Source organism: Chromobacterium alkanivorans, from assembly GCF_016937655.1.
In the GTDB taxonomy this organism is placed as follows: domain Bacteria; phylum Pseudomonadota; class Gammaproteobacteria; order Burkholderiales; family Chromobacteriaceae; genus Chromobacterium; species Chromobacterium alkanivorans.
Genome location: NZ_JAFHKL010000010.1, coordinates 199,599 through 225,525 on the forward strand (window position 1 = coordinate 199,599; position 25,927 = coordinate 225,525).

Below are 25,927 nucleotides of genomic sequence, written 5' to 3' on the forward strand. Positions count from 1 at the left end.
TAAGGATGGGCGTTTCTATAACCCTATTGGTCGCGGCGCAATGTCATTGTCATTGCGTCGCTTTGGTTTTTTCCAACCAGAAACGGAGCCCGAAATGAAACAAGCAGCCTTAGTGATGGCCGCGTTGGCGGCCTTGGCCGGCGGCGCGCAGGCGGAGTCGAAACCAGCGGAACCACTGCTGCGTCAGGCGGCGGTCAAGGCCTTGCAGCCCATCTTGCCGCTGGCCAAGGGGGAGGCGGCGCTGGACATGCTGGTGGAGGTCAACCGCGACAGCGCCGACGGCGCTTGGGTGTTGGGGTCGGTGACCCAGCCGCTGCCGGTGATGACGACGATAGCGGCGATGGACCATGTGCCGGTGTCCCGGCTGTTTCTGGCGCGCCGCGACGCGCAGGGCTGGACGCTGGAGCTGGAAGGCAACCCGGGCTTCGCCGCGATGCTGACCCTGGCGCCGGCGGACTGGCTCAGCGCGGACGAGCGCCGCGCCTGGCGCAGCCAGCTGGCTCAGCCCGGACAGCCGTTCGTCCCCAACAGCACTGGCCTGGGCCTGCCGTGGCGGCAGGGCGCGGCCTGGCGCATGACCGGCGGCCCGCACGGCTATAGCGGGGAAAGCCAGCCCTACGATTCCATCGACTTCGCCGGCGGCGACGGCAGGGTGTTGGCGCCGCAGGCCGGGGTGATCTACAAGAGCTGCGTGCGCGGCGGCAGCGGCCTGGTCAAGCTGGTGCACGACAACGGCTTCTCGTCCACCTACTACCACATGATCAATCTGAACACGCTGGCGGACGGGACCCGGGTCAATCCGGGCGCTTATCTCGGCACCATAGGCAACGGCCTGCCATGCGGCGGCAGCACCACCGGCCCGCACGTGCACTTCTCCCTGCTGTATCAGGGCCGGGCCGAACCGGTGAACGGCAAGCTGTTCGGCGGCTGGCAGTTCTTCGCCGGCAGCCGCGCCTACCAGGGCTACGCCTTGCGCAACGGGACGCGGGTCAATGTCGGCGGCCTGCTGAACAATTACGGCGGCGGCGCGCCAGCGGGCGCCAGCGGGGTAGCGACGCCGGCTCAGGGCGAGGGGAAGGTGAATCTGCGCAGCGCGCCCAGCCTGAGCGCCGGCGTCACCGGCACGGTCAATCGCGGCGAAAGCGTCGCTTTGCAATGCCATGTGCGCGCCGAGGCGGTGGACGGGGTGTGGGGCCGCACCGATGTGTGGAACCGCACCCGCGGCGGCGACTGGATCAGCGACGGCTTCCTCGACACCGGCAGCAACGGGCCGGTGGTGCCTTTGTGCGCGTCGGCCAGCCGGCCGTGGTGAGCCATTAATAGGCGCCGTCGAAACGCAGGCCGGCGGGCACAGGCTCGCCGGCCTGGAAGGCGGCGACGGCGGCGCCCAGCTGTTCGGTCAGACCGGGCTGCTGGGCGTTGACCGGCACCAGGTCCAGGCTGCGCATCCAGGTCAGCTGGCGCTTGGCCAACTGGCGAGTGGCGGCGACGCCCTTGTCGATGAAGCTTTGCTCGTCGCCGGCGCCGTCCAGATACTCCCAGGCCTGGCGGTAGCCGACGCAGCGCATCGACGGCAGATCCAGCGTCAGCGCCGGATAATCGGCGCGCAAGCGCCGCACTTCGGCCAGGAAGTCCTGTTCCAGCATCAGTTCGAAACGCTGGGCGATGCGCTGGTGCAGCCAGCCGCGCTCCGCCGGCACCAGGCCCAGCGACAGTAGACGGAAGTCCGCCGCGGCCTCCTTGCCGCGCGCCAGCAGCCGCGACATCGGTTCGCCGCTGAGCAGGCAGACCTCCAGCGCGCGGTGGATGCGTTGCGAATCATTGGGGTTGAGGCGGGCGGCGGTGTCCGGGTCCAGCTGCGCCAGCCGCGCGTGCATCGCCGGCCAGCCGGCCTGGGCGGCCTCGGCGTCCAACTGAGCGCGCAGCGCGGCGTCGGCGCGCGGCAGGTCGGATAAACCCTCCAGCAAGGCCTTGTAATAGAGCATGGTGCCGCCCACCAGCAAGGGCAGCCGGCCGCGGCCGTTGATTTCGCGGATCAGCCGGTTGGCGTCGGCGTGGAACTGGGCGGCGGAATAGCTGTGCAGCGGGCTGATGATGTCGATCAGGTGATGCGGGCATTGCGCCATTTCGGCCGCGCTGGGCTTGGCGGTGCCGATGTCCATGTCGCGATAGACCAGCGCGGAGTCCACGCTGATGATTTCCACCGGAAAATGGCGGGCCAGTTCCAGCGCCAGGCCGGTTTTGCCGGAGGCGGTGGGGCCCATCAACAGGATGGCGTGCGGGAGGTCGTTCATGAGCGGGTCTTGCGGTTCAATCGATGGATTGTCGCATAAGCGGCCTATGCCCGGACAGCCCGCCCCGCGCTCAGGAGCCGGACTCGGGCGCCGGCAGCGCCCGCCGCCGGCTGGCGCGCCACCAGCCGCCCACGGTGATCAGGAACCACATGCACTGGTTGACGAAGGAGGCCAGGTTGAAGTGATTGGACAGCGATATCAGGATGCAGACCGGACCGAGCAGGTTCAGGACGAAATAGCGCGGCTCCGAGGTGCGCAGGCCCAATAGCTGGCTGCCCAGATAAGCGCCCAGATAGCTGATGACGCCGATCAGGCCGATGAGGTCGTACATGGCGAAGCTCCCGGGGCGGTATTTACAAGGGCAGCGCTTGCGCGTCGGCGGCGGCGGGTTCGCGGCCGGCCTGGTAGAAGGGCGCGTCCGAGCGCGGCAAGGGCGGCCGTTGGCGGATCTGGTCGGCGATCTTTTCCGCCATCATGATGGTGGGCGCGTTCAGGTTGCCGGTGACGATGCGCGGCATGATGGACGCGTCCACCACGCGCAGGCCGGACAGGCCGTGCACGCGGCCCTGATGATCGACCACCGCCGTCGGGTCGTCGGCGCCGCCCATCTTGCAGCTGCCGGACGGGTGCAGCGCGGTTTCGGCATGGGTTTGGACGAAGCGGTCGATCTCGCTGTCGCTGCTCACCTTGTCGCCCGGCTGGATTTCCCGGCCGCGGAAGGCGGAGAGCGCGTTCTGGCCGATGATCTCGCGCGTCAGCCGCACCGCGGCGCGGAACTCCCGCCAGTCGGTGTCGTGGGCCATGTAATTGAATTGCAGCCGCGGCGGGTCGCGCGGGTCGCGGCTGGCCAGTTTGACGTGGCCGACGCTGGGCGAGCGCATCGAGCCGACATGGCACTGGAAACCGTGCATCTTGACGGCGTGGCTGCCGTCGTAATTCACCGCCAGCGGCAGGAAATGGTATTGCAGATTGGGGAAGGCGAAGCGCTCGTCGCTGCGGATGAAGCCGCCGGCCTCGAAGTGATTGCTGGCGCCCAGACCGCTGCCGTCCAGATACCACTGGGCGCCGATGCGGGCCTTGTTCCACCAGCGCAGCGACGGATACAAGGACACCGGCCGCCGGCATTCGTACTGCAGATACATTTCCAGGTGATCCTGCAGATTGGCGCCGACGCCGGGCAGGTGGGCGGCGACGGCGATGTCGTGGCGGCCGAGCTCGGCGGCGTCGCCGACGCCGGAGCGCAGCAGCAATTGCGGCGAGGCGATCGCGCCGTTGCAGACGATGACTTCGCGCAAGGCGCGGGCGCGCTGGCTGCGGCCGCCCTGCAGGTATTGCACGCCGACGGCGCGCGCGCCGTCGAACAGGACGCGGTCCGCCAGCGCGCGGGTTTTTACTGAAAGGTTGGCGCGCTCGCGGGCGGCGTCCAGGTAGGCCAGCGACACGCTGCAGCGCCGTCCCCGGGCGGTGGTGGTGCGGTCCATCGGGCCGAAGCCTTCCTGACGGTAGCCGTTCAGGTCGTCGGTGCGCGCGTAGCCGGCTTGTTCGCCGGCTTGAATGAAGGCTTCGAACAGGGGGCTGACGTCGGCCTTGGGCGTGGTGACGTGCAGCGGCCCGTCGCCGCCGTGATAGTCGTCGGCGCCCTTGTCATAGGTTTCCGCCTTGCGGAAATAGGGCAGGCAGTCGGCGTAGCTCCAGTCGCTGAGTCCGGGCAGCTCGGCCCAGCCCTGATAGTCCAGCGCGTTGCCGCGGATATAGACCATGCCGTTGATCAACGAGGAGCCGCCCAGGCCCTTGCCGCGCGCCTGGGCCATGCGGCGTCCGCCCATATGCGGCTCCGGCTCGGTCTGGTAGGCCCAGTTATAGGTGCTGCCTTGCAGGGGGTAGGCCAACGCCGCCGGCATCTGGGTGCGCCAGTCCAGCCGCCAGTCCGGGCCGCCGGCCTCCAGCAGCAGCACGCTGACGTCGCTGTCCTCGCTCAGCCGCGCCGCTAGCACGCCGCCGGCGGAGCCGGCGCCGACGATGATGTAGTCGTATTCCTGAGTGGTGTTCATCTTGTTTCTCCTCGGACGTGAACGATGGCGGGGCTGGACGAATGGAGCTTCAGGCGCCGAACCATCCCATGGGCTTGGGCGCCAGATTGATGTAGCTGTGCTTGAGCTCGGTGTACTCGTCCAGGCCGATGCGCGACAGCTCGCGGCCGATGCCGCTGGCTTTGAAGCCGCCCCACGGCGCTTCCGGGAAGTAGGGGTGGTAGTCGTTGACCCAGACGGTGCCGAAGCGCAGCGCGCGGCTCATGCGGTTGGCGCGCGCCAGGTCCCGCGTCCACACCGCCGCCGCTAGGCCGTAAGGGGTGTCGTTGGCCAGGCGCAAGGCCTCGGCCTCGTCGCGGAAGCGCTCCACGGTGATGACCGGGCCGAAGATCTCTTCCTTGGCGATGAGCATGTCGGCGCGGACGTCGGCCAGCAAGGTGGGCTGCAGCCAGTAGCCGCGGCGGTAGCGCTCGCCGTCCGGGCGGCCGCCGCCGTAGACCAGGCGGGCGCCTTCCTCCACCCCGGCGGCGATCAGGCTCAGGATCTTGTCGTGCTGCTGGGCCGACTGCACCGGCCCCATCTGGGTGTCCGGCTGCTGACCGGGGCCGACGACGATGCGCGGCAGCCGTGCCGCCAGCCGCTGCACGAAGTCGTCGTGGATCTCGTCTTGCAGCAACAGCCGCGAGCCGGCCGAGCAGACCTGGCCGGCGTGGAAGAAGGCGGCGTTCAGTGCGTAGTCGACGGCGGCGTCGAGGTCGGAGTCGGCGCAGACGATGTTGGGGTTCTTGCCGCCCAGCTCCAGGGCGATGCGTTTGAAGTTGCCGCTGGCGGCGCGCATGATGCTGGCCCCGGCCTGGGCGCCGCCGGTGAAGGACAGCAGATCGACATCGACGTGTTCCGCCAGTTCGGCGCCCGCCTCGGCGCCGCCGCTGACCAGATTGAAGACGCCGGTGGGCAAGTCCAGCTCGGCCAGCAGCTGGGTGAAGCGCCAGCTGCTGAGCGGGGTCAGGCTGCTGGGCTTGAGCACCACGCAATTGCCGGCGCCCAGCGCCGGCGCGATCTTCCAGGCCGCTTGCAGCAAGGGGTAGTTCCAGGGGGTGATCAGGCCGCAGACGCCCACCGGCTCGTGCAAGGTGCGGCTGATCACATGCTCGGGCGCGGCGTTGGCCTGGCCGCTCTCGGTGGCGACCAGGCCGGCGAAGTAGCGGAAGGTGGCGGCGACGTCGCCCATATCGGTGCGGCTCTCGCTCAGAGTCTTGCCGGTGTTCAGCGTCTCCAGCGCGGCGAGGCCCTCGCTGTCGCGCTCCACCAATTGGGCGATGTCCAGCAGCAGGCGGCTGCGTTGACGGTTGGTGCTGGCGCGCCAGGGACCATGGTCGAAAGCGGCGCGCGCGGCGGCGATGGCGGCCTGGGCGTCGGCGCGGTCGCCGTCCGCGGCGGCGGCGATCGCGCTTTCGTCGCAGGGGTTGAGAATCGGGCGGGTTTGCCGATTGGCGGCGTCGCGCCATTGGCCATCGATGAAGAGCTGGGTGGAGATCATGGCAGCCTCGTGCAAGAGATGAAATTAACTATTGGTAAATTAATTTACCTTTGGTTTAATTGTAGTGTCGATTCGCGATGGGCTGCAATCCGGAATCGGCTATGGCGGCGCGCGCTTGATTTGGTTTTGCTATATCGCCTGCGCTCAAACCTGGCCGGAGACCGGCCGCGGCGCGGCGGCGCGGGCGTTTTTGGTTCGCTTCGGGATTTTTCCGGCCTGGGTTAACATGGCGGGTCGACAGCCGCAGGCTGTGGCGCGCGCGCATCGCGCGTCTTGTTCGCATTCAATTACCCAGGAGGCGCGGCCCGTCGCCGCGACCAGTTCCGTGTCGCCAAATCAAGTCAGTCAAGCCCTTGCTCCCGCCGGGGAGGAAACCTTCGCCGTCCGTCTGAAGGATGTGCTGGGGCGCAAGCGCGTCATGCTCAAACAGGTGGCGGAAGCCCTGGGCGTGTCGTCCGCCGCCGTGCACAAATGGACGCGCGGCGGAGAGATCGAATACCGCAAGCTGCGGGTGCTGGCGGATTTTCTGGGCGTGAACTGGATCTGGCTGCGCTACGGCGAACAGGCGGTGCTGGACCTGGCCACGGCGACGACGACGGACGCGCAGTTGACGGAGATCCGCCGCAAGCATCTGGCCGAGATCATGGAAAGCGAGGCGCGGATGAAGTTCGCGCAGAATGTGTCCGGCATCGTCACCTGGGAATGGAACATCCTGAGCGACGCGGTGGCGTATTCGGCCAACGCCGAACAGTTGTTCGGCCGGCCCGTCCGCGTGTTGACGGATTTCTGGCAGGCGCTGGATCCGGCCGACGCGTCGGGGCTGCGCGCCCGGCTGGAGGACTGTCTGAACGCCGGCACCGCTTACGAGGCGGAGTTCCGCGTGCGCTGGCCGACGGGCGAAACGCGCTGGATCGCCTCGCGCGCCACCTGCGTGCCGGACGCGGACCGCAGGCCGGTGAAGATGATAGGCGTCAGCTTCGACATCACTCAGCGCTGCCTGGCGGAGCAGGCGCTGCGCCAGAGCCAGGCCATTCTGGACAAGGCGCAGTCCATCGCCCATCTGGGGAGCTGGTTTTGGGACGTGCGCAACGACGACTGCATCTGGTCGGACGAGGCCTACCGGATTTTCGGCTGGCAGCCGCAGGCGTTCAAAGTGACGATGGAGCGCTACTTCGCCGCGATGGCGCCGGAGGACAGGGAGCGCATCGATCAGGCCATCCGGCGGGCGATAGACGAGCGCCAGCCCTATTGCGTGGAGTACAGCATCCTGTTGCCGGACGGCCGCCGCCGCCAGATTCACGAGGAGGGCGAGGTCCTGTACGGGGAAGGGCGGGCGGAGGCGATGATAGGCGCGACCCAGGACGTCACCGACAGCCGCCAGGCCGCGGTGGCCTATAGCGAAAGCGAGGAGCGTTTTCGCGAGATCTTCGAACAGGCGGCGCTGGGATTGGCGCATCTGGGCCTGGACGGGCGTTGGCTCAAGGTGAACCGCCGTCTGGCCGAGATGACGGGCTACGCGCCGGGGGAAATGGAGGGCATGAGCTTTCAGCAACTGACCCATCCCGACGACCTGGAAGACAATCTGTTGCGGCTGGATAGGCTGCTGAGCGGGGAGGTGGCCAGTTTTTCGCTGGAGAAGCGGCTGCTGCGCAAGCAGGGCGGTCATGTCTGGGTGAATGTCAGCGTCTCGCTGAGCCGCCATCCCGTGAGCGGGGAGCCCTGGCATTTGATCGCGGTGGCGGAGGAGGTGGCGGAGCGGCGCGCGGCGCGCCGTTCGCTGGAGGAGGCCCGGCGACGCAGCGAGCTGGCGCTGCAGTCCATAGGCATGGCGAGCTGGGAGTGGGACCTCGCCGCCGGGCGGCTGCGTTTGTCGCCGCAGGCCGCGCGGCTGTTGTTCGGCGAGCCGCTGGAGGAGGCGGCCGAGCAGCGCCTGCTGGACGGTCTGCGCATCGCGTCGCGGCAGGGCTGGCTGGCCAGCCTGGAGGCGATATTCAATATTTCCAGCCGCGCGCAGCTGGATGTGCTGTGGCATGGCGACGGCGGCAAGACTTTGCCGCTGGTGTTGTCGCTGGTGGCGCAGCGGGGAAGCGACGGCGCGGTGGAGCGCTTGATCGGGGCGCTGGGGCCGCGCTGATTCCGGCTGTGCGCCAAGCTTGAACAGAGCCCGTCGCTTATCGGCGGGCTTTTTTGCGCGCTCGCGCGAGCGATGAAAATTTACTATTGGTAAAAAAATTAACTTATGGTAATTTTTACTCCTCGTCTGGCAAGGCGGATGGATCGAGTCTTGTTGCGTTTGAACCTAGAGCAGGGCGCCGCGCGAAGTGCGGGCGGCGTCCGATAAGAGGAGCCGACGCGCTATGAACAGCATGCACAGACAGCAGTATCTTCGCCGCCGGGCCCGCTGGGGTTATGGCTGGGCGCTTTGCGCGGCGGTGCTATGGGGCGCGTGGTACGTGCCGGGCGCCGCGGTGTGGCACGAGGCGCCGCTGGCCGGGCTGGCGGGCGGGCGGCCGGAGCGGTTTCTGATGGCGACCGCGGTGTTGACTGCATTTCACGCCTGCCTGGTGGCGGCGTTTCAATTATTGTGGCTGGCGGCCCTGGGCAAGCTGGCCGACTTCTTCCGCACGCTCTGGCGTTTCGGCGGCATTTCCAAATGGTATTTCCTGGCCGCGGTATTGGGCGGCCTGATGGCCAATTTCGGCTCTTATCTGGCGATGGGTTATGTCGGCGCGGTGTTTGCCGCGGTGGCGGGCCTGTTGTATCCGGTGGTGGGCGCGGCGCTGGCGCGTTTGTGGTATCGCGAGCGGATAGGCCCCCGCGCGGCGCTGGGCATCGCGGTCATCGTGCTGGGCGGGGCGGCGATTTACGCGCCGGGCCTGTCCGGCGATCTGAGCGGAGCAGGCGACGCGCGCTGGCTGGGTTATCTGGGCGGCGCGCTGGCGGCGCTGGGCTGGGGCCTGGAGGGCGCCATCGTCGGACGGGCGATGGATGTGACCGATCCCGATTGCGGGGTGGCGATCCGCTATCTGGCCGAGGCGCTGTATTGGGTGTTGCTGATTCTGCCGGCGCTGGCCTGGCTGACCCCCTTGCCGGTGTATGCGCTGGCCGGCGAACTGTGGTCGTGGCGGCCCATGCTTTATCTGGCGGTGGGCGGACTCAGCTTCGCTTTCTGCGCGGTGGCCTGGTACAAGTCCTTCCCCTTGATCGGCGTGGGCCGCGGCCAGGCGATAGGCGCTTTCTACGCGCTGTTCGCGACCTTGTTCACCGCGGCGTTCACCTTGAACTTTCCCGAGTGGCATTTTCTGATTGGCCTGGCCCTGGTGATTCTGGGCGGTTTCGTCATGGTGTCGGACAGCGAGCGCGATCTGGGCGCGGTGCGCAATGTGGAGGGCGGAGCATGAAGGTGCACATCAAGGGCTTCATTCTGCAGGCGTTGGCCCGTCAGCCTGGCTTGTGGGACGTGGAGCTGGCCCGGCGCATCTGCCGGGAGTACCGCAAGCCGGAAGACGCCTATTGGCTGGGCATGGTGCGGGCCTGCCTGGCGGATCTGAGCGCCAGCGGCCTGGTGGTGGCGCTGTGCGAGCGCTGGCAGGAGGAGGGCGCGCGCCTGTTGTTCAACTATCGCGTCAGCGATTTCGGGCTGGAGCGCATGCGTCAGACCGGTTTGGCCTGAGAAGCGGTTGGCGGCCTCGCCGACAAGAGCGAGGCGAAAACGGTTGAGAAAGCGGAATGTACAGGGGGTACATCAGCGTTTCGAAGCCGGCGCCCATCGCACAATCGCTCTACCGACGCGCAGCAGATCGTAAACAGGTTCTAAGGAGAAGGACATGTCCGGGTATTGGGGTTATGAAGGCGCATCCACGCTGGCGATGGTTGTGATCGTGAGTTTGAGCCTGGCGGCATTGTTCATCGCCAGGCGTTATGTGAGGACGCTATAGGTCTGAAGGCAAAAGCCCGCAGCGCGCGTTCCGTTTTCTCAGCCGCAAGGGCTGGTCTCGCCCTTGCGCCTCCCTGGCTTGGAACCCGCTTTACAGCTGCGCGGCGTAGGCCTCCAGTTGGGCCAGCACTCCTTGTGCCTGTTCGCTCAGTTCGCCGGCGCGGGCTTCCGCCATTTCGTGGCGGAATTGCTGGACATCCCGGCCGGGGCCGCCGTTGAGCTTGGCCTGGCGCCAGGTTTGCCAGCGCTGCTGTTCCTCGCCGGACAGGGAGCGCGGGAAGTTGCGCGCGCGGTAGCGGAACAAGAGTTCGGCCAGTTGCGGGTCTTCGAAGAAAGCCATCTCGCCGGCCAGTTGGTCGGCCGACATGCGGCGCAGCTTGGTCAGCACTTTGCGGTCGTTGTTGGAAACGAAGCCGCCGTAGAGATTCTCGTCGACGTCGCGCGGCTCGCCGGCCTCGCGTTTGTAGACCTTGCGCCAGACCGGGGTCAGGTCCGGCAGCGCGCCGGCGTAGTCGGCGTGGCGATGGACTTGTTCCATGTCCAGCCCCCAGTGCGCGGCGCGTTCGGCGCTCAGCACCTTGAGATTGGCGACCACGAACGGCGATTTATTGACGTGCACGGTCTTGAGCGGCAAGCGCTGCACGCCTTCCGGCAGGTCTTCGCTGCGGGTGTACAAGCGTTCGCGAATGTCGTCCGGGCCCAGACCCTGCAATTCGCGGGGGTCGTGGGACAAATCCCAGACGATGACCTCGTTGGCGTTGTACGGGTGGGCCGCCAGCGGCCAGACCACGGCCATATTGCCGCGTTCGGCGCCGTACATGCCGGAAACGTGCAGCACGGGCTTGGGGTCGTGAAGGCTGAGCTGGACCTTGACCGCGTCTTTCTTGCGCAGCGACAGATAGAAGTCGAACAGCTTGGGCTGATGCCGCTTGATCAGACGCGCCAGCGCGATGGTGGCGCGCACGTCGGACAGCGCGTCGTGGGCGGCTTCGTGCGCCAGGCCGTTGGCGGCGCTCAGGTGCTCCAGCTTGAAGCTGGGGCGTCCGTCTTCGTGTTGCGGCCACTGGATGCCCTCCGGGCGCAGCGCGAAGGTGGCGCGCACCAGGTCCAGCAAATCCCAGCGGCCGCATTGGTTCTGCCATTCGCGCGCATACGGGTCCATCAGATTGCGCCAGAACAGGAAGCGGGTGACTTCGTCGTCGAAGCGGATGGAGTTGTAGCCGACGCCGACGGTGCCCGGCGTCGCCAGCTCGCGTTCGATCACGGCGGCGAATTCGTGTTCGGCCACGCCGTGTTGCAAGCACCATTGCGGGGTGATGCCGGTCAGCAGGCAGGCCACCGGGGACGGCAGGTAGTCGGGCGCCGGCCGAGCGTAGAGCATGACCGGCTCGCCGATTTCATTGAGCTCGGCGTCGGTGCGGATGCCGGCGAACTGCGAGGGACGATCCTGGCGCGGCACGGCGCCGAAGGTTTCGTAGTCGTGCCAGAAGAAGCTGTGATTGGACATGGCGGCAACAATGCGGTGAAGTTGGCCGCATTGTCGCATCCATGGCGCGGCGGGGCCAGCCGCGCCGTTCTCGTCCGTCCGCCGTGCCCTAATCCATCCACGCGGGCTTGCGCGTCTCCAGCATGGCCTGGACGCCTTCGCGGCCTTCCTCGCTCAGGCGGATGGCGACGATGCGCTGGATGCAGAGTTCCATGCTCTCTTCCCCGACGCCCAGGCCGGCGATGTCGGCCAGCAGGCGCTTGGCCTCCAGCATCGCCGCCGGGCCGTTGATCAGCAGATGGTTGATCAGAAAGTCCACCGCCATGTCCAGCTCATCGCTTTCCACCACCTGGTGCACCAGCCCCAGGCGCTTGGCCTTGCCGGCGTTGAAGCGTTCCGCGGTCATGAAGTAGCGGCGCGTCGAGCGTTCGCCGATGGCGCGGACCATATAGGGCGCCACCAGCGCGGGAATCACGCCCAGCTTGACGTCGGAAAAGCTGAACAGCGCTTCCGAGCTGGCGATGGACACGTCGCAGCAGGCGACCAGCCCCGCGCCCAGACCGAAGGCGGATCCCTGTATTTTGGCGATGGTGGGTTTGGGCAAGGTGTCCAGCGTGCGCAGCAGCTTGGCCAGCAGGCGGGCGTGGCGCTCCAGCTCTTCGCGTCCGAAGCCGGCCATCCGCCGCATCCAGTCGATGTCGTGGCCGGCGGAAAAGCTGATGCCGCTGCCGGTCAGCACCACGGCGCGCACGCTCGCGTCTTCGGCCAGGGTTTCCAGCATCGCGGTCAGCAGGCCGACGCTGCTGTCGTCCAGCGCGTTCAGCAGCTCGGCGCGGTTGAGGGTGACGGTGGCGATTCCCTTTGGATCAACGGCAAGCAAAACGGACTCGGCGGTCATTCGGTTCTCCTTGTTCTAGACGATGGGCGTTTCAGCTGTGGCCAAAACGGATAATGCTGCGGACAAAGGCGTCCGCTGCCTCGATGTGCAATACATGGCCGGCGCCCGGCAGGATTTCCAGCTGCGCGCCGGGCAGCCGTTCGCGCAGCAGCTCGGCTTGATACAAGGGCGTCAGGCGGTCTTCGTCGCCAACCAGTATATGGCAGGGCATGGTCAGCTCGTGCAGCCAGGTGCGCGCGTCGTGTTCGGTGACGCCGGCGATCAGACGGATCACCGCGTCCCAATCCACCATGCCGGCGATCAGCTTCATATCGTCCAGCATGGCGACGTTGCTGGCCAGAAAACGGCTGGAAAACAGCCAGGGCACGCTGACCGCGTAGCGCAAATCCAGCCCGCCGCTGTGGTTGGCCGCAATCCAGCTGTCGCTGATATGGTTGTTGACGCTGTCGGCCCAGGCCAGCGTGGCGGCCAGCAGCAGCCGCGACACGCGCTCGGGATGACGGTGGGCGAAATGCTGAGCCACCATGCCGCCGTAAGACAAGCCGGTGAGATAGACCTCGGCAATGCCCAAATGATTCAACAGCCCGGCGGCGAGGTCGGCTTGTTCGCTGAGCGGGTATTTGTCGCCGCCGGGGCGGTCGCTTTGGCCCTGGCCGAGAAAATCGAAGCGCAACAGCTGGAAATGCGGCTCCAGCTGCGGCTGCAGCAGGGCCCAGGCCGCGGTGGACATGGTGATGCCGTTGAACAGCGCCAGCACTTGGGCGCCCTGTCCGCTGAGTTCGTAATAGACCTTGTGTCCGGCGATTTCGGCATAGGGCATGGCGTTGTTCCTTTGGTCAGGCGTTGCGCGGCGTCAACATGCATGCTTCATTCTAGAGCGAGCCGGCGCTTGCGGGGCAATTTGCTGGCGACGCGGGCGCAAGAGGAAGGGGCCGCGCCTACGCGCGACCGGCGCGGTCGGCCGGCAAGCTCTGAATAAGGGTCAAGTGTTTGACGAATTAAACAATGAAGATTGGACGCCGGTGGCAGACGCTCTTGCGCGCACCGGCCGGATTGACAGGTCTGGACGGTCCGCCGGGGTGAGGCGCGCGCGCCACAGCGGCGATAATTTTTCGAGAGCGCTTGCACTAGATGTTGTCAAATTTATTAAACGTGGCATAGGCTTCTGTTCAAGACTAAAACGACAAAGGCGCCCGCCGTCGTCGCGGCCGCCCGGCCGTGGCCGCCGTCGGCGCCGCACAGAGGAGACATCATGTTGGCAACGGACAAGGCGGTGGCGGCATGGCCGCGCGCGCTCGCGGCGGGACCTCCGGCCGGCGCGGGAAGCCGGACGGACTCTTGAATCCATGCGCGCGGGTCCCGGCCGGCGCGACCATCAAGCAAGACATTCGATTGCTGCCGCGCCGCCTCGAGACGAGAGCCGCGCGGCGGACGCAGCCGGCCCGCGCCGCTGCGGGACTGCAATAGAGGGAACGACTCAATGACGCAAGCTGTTGCCGCCAAACCGGCCCAAGCCGCTTTTTCCGCCCACAACGTCCAGGCCGCCGAGGCGCAGACCGACGCAGACAAGGCTTATCTGCGCATTGCCGGCGTGCTGAAAAAGTTCGGCGACCATGTCGCGGTGGATCATGTCGATCTGGATATCCGCAGAAATGAAATCTTCGCCCTGCTCGGCAGTTCCGGCTGCGGCAAGTCAACCCTGTTGCGCATGCTGGCGGGGATGGAGGCGCCGACTTCGGGCCGCATCATTCTGGACGGCGAGGACATGCAGGGCCTGCAGCCGTACGAGCGGCCGGTGAACATGATGTTCCAGAGCTACGCGCTGTTTCCGCACATGACGGTGGAGCAGAACGTGGCGTTTGGCCTGAAGCAGGACAAGGTGTCCCGGGAGGAGATCGCGGAGCGGGTGGGCAAGATGCTGGACCTGGTGCAGATGCGCAAGTACGCCAACCGCAAGCCTCATCAGCTGTCCGGCGGCCAGCAGCAACGCGTGGCGCTGGCGCGCAGCCTGGTCAAGCGGCCCAAGCTGTTGTTGCTGGACGAGCCCTTGGGCGCTCTGGACAAGAAGCTGCGCCAGCAGACCCAGCTGGAGCTGGTCAACACCATCGAGCAGGTGGGTGTGACCTGCATCATGGTGACCCATGATCAGGAGGAGGCGATGACCATGGCCAGCCGCATCGGCATCATGAGCGAAGGCTCCTTGCTGCAGGTGGGCACTCCGTCTGAAATTTACGATTACCCCAACTGTCGCTTCACCGCCGAGTTCATCGGCGAGAGCAATATCTTCGAGGGCGCGGTGGTGGTGGACGAGCCGGATCTGGTCGAAGTCCGTTCGCCGGAGCTGGGCGGGGACATCCGCATCGACCACGGGATTACCGGCCCCAAGGGCATGCATGTCTGGGCCAGCATCCGGCCGGAGGATGTGCGGCTGGACGTCAAGCCGCTGCCGGCCGGCCCCAACGTCGCCGCCGGCGTGGTGGAGGACATCGCCTATCTGGGCAGTTATTCCATCTATCACGTGAAACTGGCCAGCGGCAAAGTCGTCAAATCGGTGGTGCCGTCTTCGCGTTGGTATGATGCGGGCGAAACCGCGCCGACCTGGGGCGACGCGGTGTTCGTCAGCTGGCGGCAGGATGTTCCGGTGGTGTTGACCCGCTAAGGCGCGCCCGCAAGCGGATGCCCGCCGCCGGGCATCCGTTTTTTCATCTTCCATCGCGAAAGGAAAGGTTTGACGCGTTTGTCCATCCCTTGATCCAGCCGCCGCATCATTCGTTTTCATGAGAGGTTTCCATGCTTCGTTTTGCCCATCAAGCCCATGCGCCATCCTATTACGCCGCCACCGCTCTGCCCTGGGAGCCCGGGGCGGCGCTGCAAGGCGCCGTCGACTGCGATGTCTGCGTGGTGGGCGGCGGGCTGGCGGGCTTGTCGGCGGCGCTGAACCTGCGGGAGCGCGGATTTTCCGTCGTGCTGCTGGAGGGCGCGCAGATAGGCTTCGGCGCTTCCGGGCGCAACGGCGGGCAGGTGATCGCCGGCTTCGCCTGCGGCGTCGACACGCTGCGCGCGCAATTGGGCGACGGCCTGGCCAAACAGATGTGGGACATGTCGGTGGAGGCCGTGGACATCATCGAGCAGCGGGTGAACCGGCACCGCATCGACTGCGATTGGCGGCGCGGCTATGTCAGCGTGGCGGTCAAGCCGCGGCACATGCAGGAGCTGGAGGACTGGCAGCGCGAGGCGGCTCAGGTCTATGACTACGGCGGCATGCAGTTGTGGGACAAGGCCGAACTGCGCGCGCGCCTGGACAGCGACCGCTACCAGGGCGGCTTGTACGATCCGCGCTCGGGTCATCTTCATCCCTTGAACTACGCCTTGGGTCTGGCCCGCGCCGCGCGCGAGGCGGGCGTCGCCATTTACGAGCAAAGTCCGGCGCTGCGCCTGACGCGGGGCGCGCGGCCGCAGCTGGCGACCGAGCGGGGCGTGGTCAATTGCGCCCAGGTGGTGCTGGCCTGCAATTCCTACATCGGCGCGTTGGTGCCGGAACTGGAGCGGCGCATCATGCCGGCCGGCACCTATGTGATCGCCACCGAACCCTTGGGCAAGGAGCGGGCCGAGGCGCTGATCGCCAACGATATGGCGGTGTGCGACACCAATTTCGTGCTGGATTACTATCGCCTGTCCGCCGACCACCGCTTGCTGTTCGGCGGCAAGGTCAGCTATTCCGGCCGCGAGCCGGCCAATCTGGCGGCCGGCATGCGCAGCGACATGCTGCGGGTGTTCCCGCAACTGGCCGACGTCAAGATCGACTACGCCTGGGGCGGCTTCTGCGACATCACGGTGAACCGCGCGCCCGATTTTGGTCGGCTGGACGGCAATGTCTATTATCTGCAGGGCTTTTCCGGCCATGGGGTCAACATCACCGGCCTGGCCGGCAAGGTGGCGGCGGAGGCGGTGGCCGGCGACGCTTCGCGCTTCGACCTGTTCGCCAAGATTCGCCATAATCACTTCCCCGGCGGCAAATGGCTGCGCACGCCGGCCTTGGTGCTGGGCATGGCTTACTTCCGGATGCGGGATTATTTATAAGCGCCGCCGCGTCGCGGGCCACGGGCAGCCTTCGCGCTGCCCTTTTGTTTTTCAGGAGGCGTCCAGATAATCGTAGCCGCCCCAATCCAGCGCGTAGGCGGTATGGTTGTCCGCGGTGCGGACGGGTTTGAGCAAGCCGTTTTGCTGCATGTAGACTAGGTGTTCGTGGACGTCGGCCGCGCTGTATTCGCCGCCGGATTCGCGCGAGAGCGCCAGAAACAGTTTGCGCTCGTCCAGATATTGGATGTGCATGGTCTGCAGCAGGCGCAGCGTGCGGAAAATCAAGGTTTCGTTGCGGGTCATGACAGCGGATATTTTATTTTTATGACTATTCATTTATCTGACACTTTAGTTTGGTGCGTCAAGAAATATGACATTATTGTTTCAGGGGCCAGGGCATGACGAAGGAACGGCCTGATTCGCCTTGCATCGCCGTGTGTTCCACCGCGGTGGGCGACGATATCTGCCGCGGCTGCGCGCGCAGTTTCGATGAGATCTCGAATTGGTGCTTCATGGACGCGGAGGAGCGGGAGCGGGTGTGGCTGCAACTGCCGTCGCGTCAGCGCGGATTGAAGATCGCGGCGGTATTCGCCTGCCTGCCTGAGCTTCATCAAGGCCAGGACGGCGAGTGGATGAGCGTGCCCTGCCTGCCTTTGTGGTTCCGCATGGAGGGGGACTGCCTGCGTTGGCGGGCGGAAGCGGGGACGGTTTGCCAGCGCGATTGCGCCGGCTGGAGCCCGGCTCAGGTCGCCGCCTTCCTGCGCGAGCAGGCGGGGATCGAGCATAACTAGGGGGGAGAGATGGCGCAGGACAGTTCTTTGACCGAGTTTTGGGATGTGCGTTATCGCGATGGCGTGACGCCGTGGGAGGGCGCGCGAATGAGTCCCGAGGTCCTGGCATTTTTTCAGCGCCAGCCGGCTGGCCGGATCTTGCTTCCCGGCTGCGGCAGCGCCGGAGATTTGCCCTTGCTGCTGGACTGCGGCCATCAGGTGCTGGCCATCGATTTCAGCGCGCAGGCGGTGGCGATCGCGCGCGGGCAATGGCCGCAGGCGGCCGCCCATATCCGGCAGGCGGATTTTTTCGCCGTCGAAGAGACGCCCCCGTTCGACGCCGTGTTCGAGCGGGCCTTTCTCTGCGCGCTGCCGCCTCGTCTGCATGCTCGCTACGCGCAGCAGATGGCGCGCTTGCTGCGCCCCGGCGGCGCGCTGGCGGGCGTGTTCTTCATCGCGGATACGCCGCGCGGCCCGCCGTTCGGCCTGAGCATGTCGGCCTTGAGCGCCCTGCTGGAGCCGGCTTTCGTGTTGGAGAGCTGCGATCCGCAGCAAGACGGCGTGGCGGTGTTCGGCGGCCAGGAATACTGGATGGTGTGGAGAAGGCAACACGAAAACGAGGATTTGTAATACATTGGCATTGGTCGTTTGACGATAATCAATAGTCCGCCAACTATTCCAAAAACAAGGCCGCCATCGCTTAGGATGGCTGATTGAAGTCAATAAACAACAATAATTCTAGATAACAGCGACGGGCGGGCCCAAGCGCAGTATGGCGCGGGAGCCGCATCAGCCGCTGAACGGGATTGCGGAGCAAGAGGAGAAGTCATGCAGTGGTTCTGGCGCGTGTATACCCTGGTGGAAAAGACGTTCTGGGATACGTTGACCAAGAAATTGTGCAGTTTCTTTTTCATCAGCGTGTTTCAACTGGGCATGGTGGCCTATGTCTATTATGTGTTGGAAGACATACGGAACTCCTTGAAAGGGCAGGTGGCTTCGCCCCAGGTGTTGGCCAATATCGAATCCAGCATAGACGGCGCGTTGTTTTGGACGATGGCGCTGTGGGTGGTCAGCGTCGCCTTCATCGCCTTCATGGTCTGGTATTTGCGTTTTCTCATCGTCAGGCCGCTGAAAATGATTATCCGGATTTTCAATGAAATCGGCGCCGGCGAGGGGGATCTGTCCCGAGACATTCCCACCATCACCCATGATGAGATCCGCGAATTGTCGCTGTCGTATAACCGCTTTCTGCTGAAAATGCGCGAGATCATCAGCAATGTGCGGCTGATGACGGTGCGGATCGCGATGGATTCGGCGCGCACCCGCAAGAACGTGGTCGAATCGCTGGACGGCGCGCGGAAACAGGATCAGCTGGCGACCCAGGTCCGCGCGGCCAGCGATCAGAGCACCGAAGGCGTGGGTCAGGTCACCGAGCAGACCCAGGCCATTTCGGCCACTACGCTGGCCAATCTGGATGTGGCGCGGGAGTCCTACGCCGAACTCAAGTCCGTGGCGGAGAGCATCTACGACATCAATCAGAAGGTGGGCCATTTCAACCATACGGTGGATGACCTGAGCCAGCGCTCTTCCAGCATCAAGACCATTGTCGACCTGATCAAGGATGTGTCCGAGCAAACCAATCTGCTGGCCCTGAACGCGGCGATCGAAGCGGCGCGCGCCGGCGAAACCGGCCGCGGTTTCGCGGTGGTGGCCGATGAGGTGCGCAAGCTGGCCGAGCGGGTCAAAAAAGCCACCGACGAGATTTCGCACAATATAGACGGCATGCTGGGGCTGGTGTCGGAAACCCAGGTGGAAACTGCGCAGATCACCGAGGACACCAAGTCGGCGCGCGAAATCGTTTCCAAGGCGTCCGAGCACTTCAGCAAGATGATGGGGGACTTCGAAACCACGGCGAACAGCCTCAGCCAGATCGCCGCCACCATGTCGGAGTTCGTCGCCTCCAACGGCCAGGTCAATCTGCACGTGGCGGAGATTCACGAACTGGGCCACCGGGTGACGGACCGTCTGAATCATACCGAAGACTCTGCCACCAAGCTGTCCGGCGCGGCGGAGCAGGTGCAGCAGCTGGTGGCGCGCTTCATCCTGGGCGAAGGCGAGTTCGACCAGATCATGCAAACGGCCCGCGAGGCGCGCGATGAGCTGCAAACCGTCATGGCCGCGCAACTGGCCGCGGGCGTGGCGCTGTTCGATCAGAACTACCAGCCCATCGCCGGCGCCAAGCCGGCCAAATTCCGCACTCAGTACGACGCCAAACTGGAAAAACTGATGCAGCCGGTGTACGACCGCGCCGCCAAGTCCGTGCCCGGCGGGGTGTTCTGTCTTGCGGTGGACACCAATGGCTACGCGCCGACGCACAACAGCTGGTATAGCCAGCCCTTGAGCGGGGATCCAGCCAGGGATCTGGTCAACAGCCGCGACAAGCGCAAGTTCGCCGATGGCGCCGGACTGCGCGCGGCGCGCAGCACCCAGTCCTTCCTGTTGCAGACCTATACCCGCGATACCGGGGAAGTGCTGTCGGAAGTGGTGTTGCCCATCATGCTGTCCGGCAAGCATTGGGGCGGTTTCCGCCTGGGCTTCAACCCGGAGCAGCTGCTGGAGTCGCTTGGGCGCGGAGCCGGCAGGAACTGAGGTGTTGCCGGACGGAAGGAAAACAAAACGGAGGCCGCGGCCTCCGTTTTGTTTTGCGCGATGTGTCAGATCTGCAGCGGAGTCAGCAGGGTGACGACGCCCAGGCCGGCGAACAGCAAGGCCGCAATGGTGTGCACCAGTTTTTGCGGCAGCTTCTTTGCCGCCACCTCGCCCAAGAGCACCGCGGGCACATTGGCCAGCATCATGCCCAGCGTGGTGCCGGCCACCACCTGCAGCAAGGCGTCGGGAAAGCGCGCGGACAGGGCGACGGTGGCCAGCTGCGTCTTGTCGCCCATTTCCGCGATGAAGAAAGCGATACAGGTGGTGCCGAATACGCCGAAACGCTCCATCAGCCGGCTGTCTTCATCCAGCTTGTCCGGAATCAGCATCCAGCCCGCCATGGCAAGAAAGGAAAGGCCCAGTCCCCAGCGCATCAGGTCCGGCCCTATCTTGCTCATCAGCCAGTGACCCACCGCGGCGGCGGCGAAATGATTGAGCAGGGTGGCGACGAAGATGCCGAGAACGATGGGAACCGGCTTGCGGTAACGACCGGCCAGCATCAGCGCGAGCAATTGAGTCTTGTCGCCGATTTCAGCCAGGGCGACGATGCCGGTGGAAATGAGGAAGGCTTCCATGAAAACTCCGGGGGCTGCGCATACGCCATGACAAGCCCGCGCCGCAGCCCCGCGTTGCGCAGACATGTCATGGGTCTTGCCAAACGGAAGTTATCGTCGCATGCGCCATGGCCGTGACGGCCAAGCCTGTTGACGCATGCCGGCGCTGAATATCGCGCCGAGGCTACTCCCCCAGAACCAGCCGATTCTAAATCAGTTGGCGTAGCGGGGCAATCCGGTGGTTAGAGTTGCGAGGTGCATTGCGGGCAGCGAGACGCCTTTTCCGGAATGCTGGATACGCAGAACGGGCACTCTTTGGTGGCGGGGGCCGGCGCGGCGGCCGGCGCTTCGCGTTTCAGCCGGTTGATGGCCTTGACCAGCATGAAGATGGCGAAAGCCACGATGGTGAAGCTGACCATGGCGTTGATGAACAGCCCGATGTTCAGCGTGACGGCGCCGGCCTGCTTGGCCGCGGCCACCGACACATAAGGTCCAAGTTGTTTGCTGCCTTCTTTCAGCACGAAGAACAGATTGGAGAAATCGACGTTGCCGATCAGCAGGCCGATGGGGGGCATGATCACATCGTCCACCAGCGATTTGACGATGGCGCCGAAGGCGCCGCCGATGACCACGCCGACGGCCAGGTCGATGACATTGCCTTTCATGGCAAATTCTTTGAATTCTTTGATAATGGACATGGTTAACCTCTGTTTAAATAGCGTTAAGCATTATAAGACATTCAGTCGCCGCAGCTCCATCGCTGGCCTGTTTTCAGGCCATTGAACGCGGGCGGACGGGCAGGCTGCCAAGCAGGGCGCCGCCAAGAATCAGCACGATGGCGGCCATGGCGACGGCGTTCAGCTGTCCCTGTCCGGTGCCTATCAGCAGCAGGGTGGACAGCAGCGGCGTGGCGTAGGACAAAGAGCCTATCTGTCTTGGGTCGCCTTCTTTCAGCGCGCGGTCCCATAGAAAGAAGGCGCCGCCCATCGGTCCGATGCCGAGCAGGAACAAGGCCAGCCATTGGCCGGCGCTGGGCGCGACGCTGGGTTCGAACAGCGCGTGGCACAGCAGGGAGAGCAGGCCGGACAGCAGGCAGAAACCGCCGACCGCGCTATTGGGGAAGCTGGGCAGCCTGCGCGTCAGCAGACTGAAGGTGGACCACACCACGGCGGCGCCGATGGCAAGCAGATAACCGACAAGATGTCCGCTGGACAGGGCGAGCTTGCCCCCGCTGACAATCAGCGCCGCTCCGCAGAAGCCCAGGATGCCGGCCAGAATATGGCGGCCGTGCAGCGAGGTGCCGGGCAGCAAAATCGGCGAAAGCATGACGATCAGCAGCGGCCATAGATAATTCAGCAGATTGGCCTCCATGGCCGGCGCGTGTCTGAAGGCGAAGAACAGCAAGAAATGGTAGCCGAACAAGCCGTAAATCCCGACTAGCAAAGTGGACGGGGGCACTTTCCAGTCGCGGCAACGGCGAACGCTGAGCAGGCTGCCGATCAACAGACAGATGCCGACCACGAAAAAAGGGGGAAGAGAGCGGGTTTGGGCGCCAAGCGTGGCCAGCGAGGCCCACAGCAAGATGGCGCCGCCGGCAAAGGCAATCGGTCTGGAAATCATTATTATTCCAATGGGGAGGGTGGGCCGATTGTAAAACGGAAGCGGAAATGGAAAAAGCCACAATCCTGAGATTGTGGCTTTTGGAAATCTGGCTCCCCGAGCAGGGCTCGAACCTGCGACCTGCGGATTAACAGTCCGTCGCTCTACCAACTGAGCTATCAGGGATCATAATGCGGTAACGCGGGCTTGTTTTGGCTCCCCGAGCAGGGCTCGAACCTGCGACCTGCGGATTAACAGTCCGTCGCTCTACCAACTGAGCTATCAGGGAATGTAAAACAAGCGATTCTCAAACGGGGCCGTAGTGGCTCCCCGAGCAGGGCTCGAACCTGCGACCTGCGGATTAACAGTCCGTCGCTCTACCAACTGAGCTATCAGGGATTTGAGTGAGGGCGAACTATAGCTTCAGCCTGTCGGGCTGTCAACACTTGCGCGGCTGAAAATCGCTCGCTCCCGCCGTGCGGCGCGAAGGCGACGCGCGCGCCGGCAATTCACCGCTGGCGAAGGGGGGCGGCGACGCGTTAAAATTTCGTTTGTTGACAATGCGGGAATAGCCGCGTTTTTGAGGTGGGTTAAATGAATCTGGACGGAAAGCTCACGCTGGATGCGCGCGCGCAGCGGGCAAATAAAGATGCGGCGGAAATAAATGTTCATTTGCGGCAGTTGGAGGCGTTGCGCGCCGGCGCCGCAATATCGGTTCTGGATAATCGGAAAATCATCCAGGTGGCGGGCGAGGACGCGGAGGCCTTTTTGCAAGGCCAGCTCTCCAGCGATGTGCGGGAGTTGGCGGACGAAAACCGCGCCCAGTACAGCAGTTACTCCACGGCCAAAGGACGCATGCTGGCCAGCTTTCTGGTTTGGCGTAGCGGCGGAGTTTATTCCCTGGCGGTATCCGCGGATTTGGCCGATTACGTGGCCAAGCGCCTGAGCATGTTTGTCCTGCGCTCCAAGGTGAAGGTGTCGATTGCGGATAATCTGACCTTGATTGGCCTTGCGGGCGCGGCGGCGCTGGATGCGCTGGCGATTGAATCCGCATTGGCGGCAAGCGCGGGGCCGCGTGAAATGGTTGGCGTCGAGTTGGGTCTGCTGATCGGCCTGCCAGGCTCCGGCTGGGCGCTGGCGGTGGACGAGGTGGGCGCGGAGCGAGTCGGCGAAAGGCTGACGGATGGCGCGAGCCTGATTTCCTCCGGCGTTTGGGATTGGAGGGATATCGACGCGGGCATTCCCTGGGTCGGTTTGGCGACTCAAGAGCAGTTTGTGCCGCAAATGGCGAATATGGAACTGATTGGCGGGGTGAGCTTTAAGAAAGGCTGCTACCCGGGTCAGGAAATCGTCGCCAGGTCGCAGTACCTGGGGAAATTGAAGCGGCGTTTGTTCAAAGTGGCATTTAAACAGCCGCTAGCGATCGGCGCCAAACTCTATAGCCCGTCCGTGGCTGGGCAGTCGATTGGCATGGTGGCGGCGGTTTGCCAAGTGGCGTCGGAGCAATATGAAGGCTTGGCCGTGGTTCAATTTCAAGCTTGGGAAGAAGGTATTTATGCAGACGAGGCGCATACAATAAGGCTTGAACAACGGAACCTGCCCTATTCCTTGAATGAGGGGCTGGAGAATTAATTGATAATTTCTGTTTTGTTTCCTTGACTTGAGTGGAAAGGCTTGGCTACATTATCATCTGTAATGCACCACTACTCTTACAATATATTTGGGAACATGCTAATGGAACTGTCGAAATTGGATTTTACTCAGCTGGTGGCTCTGCGCGCCGATGTCGAAGCTGAAATCAAGCGCCGCGAAAGCGAAGAAAAGTCCAAAGCCAAGAAACAAATCATTGAACTTGCTCGCGCTTACGGCTTGAGCGTGGAAGAAGTGCTGGGCAAAACCGGCGGCGTGCGCAAGCCGGTGGAAGCCAAGTACCGCCACCCGGCCAACCCGGAGCTGACTTGGACCGGCCGCGGCCGCAAGCCGGTGTGGGTGCAAGAGTGGATCTCCAGCGGCAAGGCCCTGGAAGCTCTGGCTATCTAAGCAAACTGCGGGTTTGCAATGAATTTCGAAAGCGCCTGTCATGGGCGCTTTTTCTTTGTCCGACGGCAAGCGGTCCGGCTTGAGGCTTGCTATAAATGGATGTAACGTTCAAGCTGTTTCGCGTAGTGATTGAAATGTGCTGACATTGTCTTGAGAGTGGGCGGCTATGCTGGATTTTTTTTCAAGAGGGGCTAAAGGTCGCTCCGACCCATTGGCCAGTGCGGAAGCAGCCAGGGAGTTTGTGGCGGCTTTGAAGAAGGAACATGGCGCGGCCGCGCATGAGCGCGTGGTGGCGCTGCTGTCGCCATTGGAGCTGGATTGGCACAATATTTCAGTAGACCGCGTCGAAGCGCTATTGGCGCTGAACCAAGAAACGGCGTCGCTGCATGAAAACCTCTGCGCGCAGTACTTGCTGAATACGCGCATGCCCAAAGCGCTGGAAGCGCAACTGAGAAGCCAGATACTGGCGTACGGCAAATGTTTTATCGACAGCTATCAGCATGTGCTGACGGTCGACGCCGACTCGGTCGAAGGCGCCAAGGTGCTGACCCTGTTGCCCATCGTGTTGTCGCGGATGATGTTCTATCTGGGCGAGCATGCCCGCTGGCACTGGGTTCGGAGCTTTAATCCGGAAGAGGCTTTTTGGTTGGGGGTCAACCAGCTGTATTGGTTCGCCGAGCATCATGGCTGCGATTCCGTCCCGGTATTCTTGTTCGGCGACGGCCAACCGGCGACCACGGTCCAAGATCAATTCCTCATCTTGCACATGCTGGCCGTGCTGACTGGGGGCAATCTCAGCGCCAGGCAGTTGCACTTCGCCTATCAATTGTTGCAGGTATTGAGCAACCGCATGTCTTTGACTCGCGCTTGCGCGGAACACTCGAGCTTTGTGGTCTCCTTAAAGGGGCCGCATCCCGCGGCAAGGGCGTCGGGCGGCTTGGTGGATGAGGCCGCGCGCTACTGGGGGACGACGGACCTGGTCGAGATACTGCACGGCTGGAGCATCGTGCTGGATGCGGGCAGAGTGCCGCCTGAAATCAAAAGAATGATGGAGCCGGGTATCGACGCCAACACCTTGCGCGCGTTGATGCGGGAGTGGTCGCCCCAGCAAATGCGTTTCGAGAGGGCCGAACGGGTGCCGGTCTCAGGGCAGAGCATAGAGGTGGCGTATCGTCTGCCGGTGTTGCATCGTTTGATTAGGGTGGTGGACGAGGCCAAGCAAACGGGCGCGCTGGAAGACGGCAATTTCGATGATGCGGCCAATATCCGTATTTACGGCTTCGTCACCACGCGGAAGCGGGACAAGGGCGCGCCGATGCCGGGGCTGGCCTCGGGTGGGGAGGCCGTCGCTCAACCGGCAAAAGAAGAGTTTTCGCGCTGGGAAGTCGACAATGTCAGCCAAACCGGGCTTGGCGTGACTTTGGGCGCGATGGGAAACGAATGGGTTGGCCTGGGCGCGTTGATTGGCTTTCGCGAGAAATCGATGGATGGTTGGAGCCTGGGGGTGGTGCGCCGGGTGAAGCGGAACTCGGCGGATCAGATCTATCTGGGGGTTGAAACCTTGAGCCGCAGACCGGTGGCGGCTTCATTGCGCCCAACCGATGTAAGGTTGATCGACCCTACCTTGCCGCCTGAGCAGGTTTGGCTGGCGGGACATATCGCCTTGTTCGTGCCATGCCAACGCTCGGGCAAGGTGATCAACGCCTTATTGCTGCCGCTCTCCTTATATGTATTGGGCAAGGAGTTCTACATGACGGCCAAGGGCAAGCATTTTCAGCTCTCCCTTGGCAAAGTGATGGATAAGGGCAGCGATTGGTGTTTAAGCGAGGTGGAACTGGTTCAAGCTTTGGAAAAGCTGCCGGTCATGCCGTGATTCTCTATATGTAGGATCAGATTGAACGCGGGTCGAAGCCAAGCTTCGGCCCGTTTTTCATGGTTTCGCGGGGCGGGTGGCGGGGGTTGGTTAATACCCTTTGTGGATATCCGCTGT

23 protein-coding genes, 3 tRNA genes and 1 riboswitch are annotated in these 25,927 nt (G+C 64.0%); of the genes, 12 read left to right on the top strand and 14 right to left on the bottom strand.

Going from position 1 to position 25,927, the window contains the following annotated elements:
* The first annotated feature begins 94 nt into the window (after positions 1-94).
* The gene (locus JW897_RS18340) at positions 95-1,312 is read left to right on the top strand and encodes a M23 family metallopeptidase (RefSeq protein WP_205467193.1); all 1,218 of its coding nucleotides are present in this window, start codon (positions 95-97) and stop codon (positions 1,310-1,312) included.
* Positions 1,313-1,316: 4 nt separating this feature from the next.
* On the opposite strand, the gene miaA is transcribed toward JW897_RS18340, so the two are convergent.
* From miaA to JW897_RS18360, 4 genes are all read right to left on the bottom strand, one after another.
* Complete coding sequence (gene miaA, locus JW897_RS18345; protein ID WP_205467194.1) at positions 1,317-2,294, bottom strand: tRNA (adenosine(37)-N6)-dimethylallyltransferase MiaA; 978 nt, start codon at positions 2,292-2,294, stop codon at positions 1,317-1,319.
* 70 nt (positions 2,295-2,364) lie between these two features.
* A complete protein-coding gene (locus tag JW897_RS18350) occupies positions 2,365-2,625 on the bottom strand; it encodes a CBU_0592 family membrane protein (protein ID WP_048414955.1) in 261 nt (86 codons plus the stop codon).
* Positions 2,626-2,647: 22 nt separating this feature from the next.
* Positions 2,648-4,345, bottom strand: coding sequence for a choline dehydrogenase (betA, locus tag JW897_RS18355; RefSeq protein WP_048414954.1), 1,698 nt, complete (start codon positions 4,343-4,345; stop codon positions 2,648-2,650).
* A 49-nt stretch (positions 4,346-4,394) separates the two neighbouring features.
* Entirely contained in the window at positions 4,395-5,864 is a 1,470-nt protein-coding gene (locus JW897_RS18360; protein WP_205467195.1) for an aldehyde dehydrogenase family protein, read from the bottom strand.
* A 325-nt stretch (positions 5,865-6,189) separates the two neighbouring features.
* Here JW897_RS18360 and JW897_RS18365 point away from each other — a divergent pair, with 325 nt between their 5' ends.
* The 3 genes from JW897_RS18365 to JW897_RS18375 all read left to right on the top strand — a co-directional run bounded on the left by JW897_RS18365 (position 6,190) and on the right by JW897_RS18375 (position 9,537).
* A complete protein-coding gene (locus tag JW897_RS18365; RefSeq protein ID WP_205467196.1) occupies positions 6,190-7,998 on the top strand; it encodes a PAS domain-containing protein in 1,809 nt (602 codons plus the stop codon).
* Positions 7,999-8,221: 223 nt separating this feature from the next.
* Positions 8,222-9,265: a DMT family transporter gene (locus JW897_RS18370; protein WP_205467197.1), complete on the top strand. Its 1,044-nt coding sequence runs from the start codon at positions 8,222-8,224 to the stop codon at positions 9,263-9,265.
* A complete protein-coding gene (locus JW897_RS18375; protein ID WP_048414951.1) occupies positions 9,262-9,537 on the top strand; it encodes a hypothetical protein in 276 nt (91 codons plus the stop codon). The genes JW897_RS18370 and JW897_RS18375 overlap by 4 nt, the downstream gene beginning before the upstream one ends.
* 355 nt (positions 9,538-9,892) lie before the next feature.
* On the opposite strand, the gene sbcB is transcribed toward JW897_RS18375, so the two are convergent.
* The 3 genes from sbcB to JW897_RS18390 form a co-directional block, all read right to left on the bottom strand.
* Positions 9,893-11,308: an exodeoxyribonuclease I gene (sbcB, locus tag JW897_RS18380; RefSeq protein ID WP_205467198.1), complete on the bottom strand. Its 1,416-nt coding sequence runs from the start codon at positions 11,306-11,308 to the stop codon at positions 9,893-9,895.
* A gap of 88 nt (positions 11,309-11,396) precedes the next feature.
* Complete coding sequence (locus JW897_RS18385; protein WP_118266735.1) at positions 11,397-12,185, bottom strand: enoyl-CoA hydratase-related protein; 789 nt, start codon at positions 12,183-12,185, stop codon at positions 11,397-11,399.
* Between the two features lie 31 nt (positions 12,186-12,216).
* Complete coding sequence (locus JW897_RS18390) at positions 12,217-13,005, bottom strand: alpha/beta fold hydrolase (protein ID WP_205467199.1); 789 nt, start codon at positions 13,003-13,005, stop codon at positions 12,217-12,219.
* Between the two features lie 660 nt (positions 13,006-13,665).
* On the opposite strand from JW897_RS18390, the gene JW897_RS18395 reads away from it, so the two are divergent.
* Both JW897_RS18395 and JW897_RS18400 read left to right on the top strand, forming a co-directional pair.
* Positions 13,666-14,844 carry an ABC transporter ATP-binding protein gene (locus tag JW897_RS18395; RefSeq protein WP_205467200.1) on the top strand — a complete coding sequence of 393 codons (1,179 nt, stop codon included), beginning with the start codon at positions 13,666-13,668 and terminating at the stop codon, positions 14,842-14,844.
* A 131-nt stretch (positions 14,845-14,975) separates the two neighbouring features.
* Complete coding sequence (locus JW897_RS18400; RefSeq protein WP_205467201.1) at positions 14,976-16,265, top strand: NAD(P)/FAD-dependent oxidoreductase; 1,290 nt, start codon at positions 14,976-14,978, stop codon at positions 16,263-16,265.
* Positions 16,266-16,316: 51 nt separating this feature from the next.
* Here the strand turns inward: JW897_RS18400 and JW897_RS18405 are convergent, their stop codons facing one another.
* Complete coding sequence (locus tag JW897_RS18405) at positions 16,317-16,568, bottom strand: hypothetical protein (RefSeq protein WP_048414946.1); 252 nt, start codon at positions 16,566-16,568, stop codon at positions 16,317-16,319.
* Between the two features lie 95 nt (positions 16,569-16,663).
* On the opposite strand from JW897_RS18405, the gene JW897_RS18410 reads away from it, so the two are divergent.
* The 3 genes from JW897_RS18410 to JW897_RS18420 all read left to right on the top strand — a co-directional run bounded on the left by JW897_RS18410 (position 16,664) and on the right by JW897_RS18420 (position 19,684).
* The gene (locus JW897_RS18410; protein WP_205467202.1) at positions 16,664-17,056 is read left to right on the top strand and encodes a DUF1289 domain-containing protein; all 393 of its coding nucleotides are present in this window, start codon (positions 16,664-16,666) and stop codon (positions 17,054-17,056) included.
* 9 nt (positions 17,057-17,065) lie between these two features.
* A complete protein-coding gene (locus JW897_RS18415; protein ID WP_275899879.1) occupies positions 17,066-17,665 on the top strand; it encodes a methyltransferase domain-containing protein in 600 nt (199 codons plus the stop codon).
* A 198-nt stretch (positions 17,666-17,863) separates the two neighbouring features.
* Positions 17,864-19,684 carry a methyl-accepting chemotaxis protein gene (locus JW897_RS18420; RefSeq protein WP_205467204.1) on the top strand — a complete coding sequence of 607 codons (1,821 nt, stop codon included), beginning with the start codon at positions 17,864-17,866 and terminating at the stop codon, positions 19,682-19,684.
* Positions 19,685-19,749: 65 nt separating this feature from the next.
* On the opposite strand, the gene JW897_RS18425 is transcribed toward JW897_RS18420, so the two are convergent.
* The 6 genes from JW897_RS18425 to JW897_RS18450 all read right to left on the bottom strand — a co-directional run bounded on the left by JW897_RS18425 (position 19,750) and on the right by JW897_RS18450 (position 22,296).
* Positions 19,750-20,319: a TMEM165/GDT1 family protein gene (locus JW897_RS18425; RefSeq protein WP_205467205.1), complete on the bottom strand. Its 570-nt coding sequence runs from the start codon at positions 20,317-20,319 to the stop codon at positions 19,750-19,752.
* Position 20,320: 1 nt separating this feature from the next.
* Positions 20,321-20,503: riboswitch (yybP-ykoY riboswitch) on the bottom strand.
* Between the two features lie 37 nt (positions 20,504-20,540).
* Positions 20,541-20,996 carry a large conductance mechanosensitive channel protein MscL gene (gene mscL, locus JW897_RS18430; RefSeq protein ID WP_048414941.1) on the bottom strand — a complete coding sequence of 152 codons (456 nt, stop codon included), beginning with the start codon at positions 20,994-20,996 and terminating at the stop codon, positions 20,541-20,543.
* A 73-nt stretch (positions 20,997-21,069) separates the two neighbouring features.
* Positions 21,070-21,918, bottom strand: coding sequence for a DMT family transporter (locus JW897_RS18435; protein ID WP_205467206.1), 849 nt, complete (start codon positions 21,916-21,918; stop codon positions 21,070-21,072).
* A gap of 89 nt (positions 21,919-22,007) precedes the next feature.
* Positions 22,008-22,083: transfer RNA gene (locus JW897_RS18440), tRNA-Asn, on the bottom strand.
* Positions 22,084-22,110: 27 nt separating this feature from the next.
* Positions 22,111-22,186: transfer RNA gene (locus tag JW897_RS18445), tRNA-Asn, on the bottom strand.
* Positions 22,187-22,220: 34 nt separating this feature from the next.
* Positions 22,221-22,296 (bottom strand) — tRNA-Asn (locus tag JW897_RS18450).
* A gap of 195 nt (positions 22,297-22,491) precedes the next feature.
* Here JW897_RS18450 and ygfZ point away from each other — a divergent pair.
* From ygfZ to JW897_RS18465, 3 genes are all read left to right on the top strand, one after another.
* Positions 22,492-23,529 (top strand): CAF17-like 4Fe-4S cluster assembly/insertion protein YgfZ, encoded by a 1,038-nt coding sequence (gene ygfZ / locus JW897_RS18455; protein WP_205467207.1) that lies wholly within the window; start codon positions 22,492-22,494, stop codon positions 23,527-23,529.
* Between the two features lie 102 nt (positions 23,530-23,631).
* Complete coding sequence (locus JW897_RS18460) at positions 23,632-23,937, top strand: H-NS histone family protein (protein ID WP_205467208.1); 306 nt, start codon at positions 23,632-23,634, stop codon at positions 23,935-23,937.
* A 166-nt stretch (positions 23,938-24,103) separates the two neighbouring features.
* Entirely contained in the window at positions 24,104-25,810 is a 1,707-nt protein-coding gene (locus tag JW897_RS18465; RefSeq protein ID WP_205467209.1) for a hypothetical protein, read from the top strand.
* Positions 25,811-25,927 lie beyond the last annotated feature (117 nt).

Bases quoted from the DNA above. Each gene is read 5' to 3' on its own strand.
- JW897_RS18370 (WP_205467197.1), top strand. From the start codon at position 8,222: ATGAACAGCATGCACAGACAGCAGTATCTTCGCCGCCGGGCCCGCTGG.
- mscL (WP_048414941.1), bottom strand. From the start codon at position 20,996: ATGTCCATTATCAAAGAATTCAAAGAATTTGCCATGAAAGGCAATGTC.
- JW897_RS18435 (WP_205467206.1), bottom strand. From the start codon at position 21,918: ATGATTTCCAGACCGATTGCCTTTGCCGGCGGCGCCATCTTGCTGTGG.
- miaA (WP_205467194.1), bottom strand. From the start codon at position 2,294: ATGAACGACCTCCCGCACGCCATCCTGTTGATGGGCCCCACCGCCTCC.
- JW897_RS18395 (WP_205467200.1), top strand. From the start codon at position 13,666: ATGACGCAAGCTGTTGCCGCCAAACCGGCCCAAGCCGCTTTTTCCGCC.
- betA (WP_048414954.1), bottom strand. From the start codon at position 4,345: ATGAACACCACTCAGGAATACGACTACATCATCGTCGGCGCCGGCTCC.
- JW897_RS18400 (WP_205467201.1), top strand. From the start codon at position 14,976: ATGCTTCGTTTTGCCCATCAAGCCCATGCGCCATCCTATTACGCCGCC.
- JW897_RS18410 (WP_205467202.1), top strand. From the start codon at position 16,664: ATGACGAAGGAACGGCCTGATTCGCCTTGCATCGCCGTGTGTTCCACC.
- ygfZ (WP_205467207.1), top strand. From the start codon at position 22,492: ATGAATCTGGACGGAAAGCTCACGCTGGATGCGCGCGCGCAGCGGGCA.
- JW897_RS18390 (WP_205467199.1), bottom strand. From the start codon at position 13,005: ATGCCCTATGCCGAAATCGCCGGACACAAGGTCTATTACGAACTCAGC.
- JW897_RS18375 (WP_048414951.1), top strand. From the start codon at position 9,262: ATGAAGGTGCACATCAAGGGCTTCATTCTGCAGGCGTTGGCCCGTCAG.
- sbcB (WP_205467198.1), bottom strand. From the start codon at position 11,308: ATGTCCAATCACAGCTTCTTCTGGCACGACTACGAAACCTTCGGCGCC.
- JW897_RS18360 (WP_205467195.1), bottom strand. From the start codon at position 5,864: ATGATCTCCACCCAGCTCTTCATCGATGGCCAATGGCGCGACGCCGCC.
- JW897_RS18405 (WP_048414946.1), bottom strand. From the start codon at position 16,568: ATGACCCGCAACGAAACCTTGATTTTCCGCACGCTGCGCCTGCTGCAG.
- JW897_RS18340 (WP_205467193.1), top strand. From the start codon at position 95: ATGAAACAAGCAGCCTTAGTGATGGCCGCGTTGGCGGCCTTGGCCGGC.
- JW897_RS18420 (WP_205467204.1), top strand. From the start codon at position 17,864: ATGCAGTGGTTCTGGCGCGTGTATACCCTGGTGGAAAAGACGTTCTGG.
- JW897_RS18385 (WP_118266735.1), bottom strand. From the start codon at position 12,185: ATGACCGCCGAGTCCGTTTTGCTTGCCGTTGATCCAAAGGGAATCGCC.
- JW897_RS18460 (WP_205467208.1), top strand. From the start codon at position 23,632: ATGGAACTGTCGAAATTGGATTTTACTCAGCTGGTGGCTCTGCGCGCC.
- JW897_RS18465 (WP_205467209.1), top strand. From the start codon at position 24,104: ATGCTGGATTTTTTTTCAAGAGGGGCTAAAGGTCGCTCCGACCCATTG.
- JW897_RS18350 (WP_048414955.1), bottom strand. From the start codon at position 2,625: ATGTACGACCTCATCGGCCTGATCGGCGTCATCAGCTATCTGGGCGCT.
- JW897_RS18425 (WP_205467205.1), bottom strand. From the start codon at position 20,319: ATGGAAGCCTTCCTCATTTCCACCGGCATCGTCGCCCTGGCTGAAATC.
- JW897_RS18415 (WP_275899879.1), top strand. From the start codon at position 17,066: ATGGCGCAGGACAGTTCTTTGACCGAGTTTTGGGATGTGCGTTATCGC.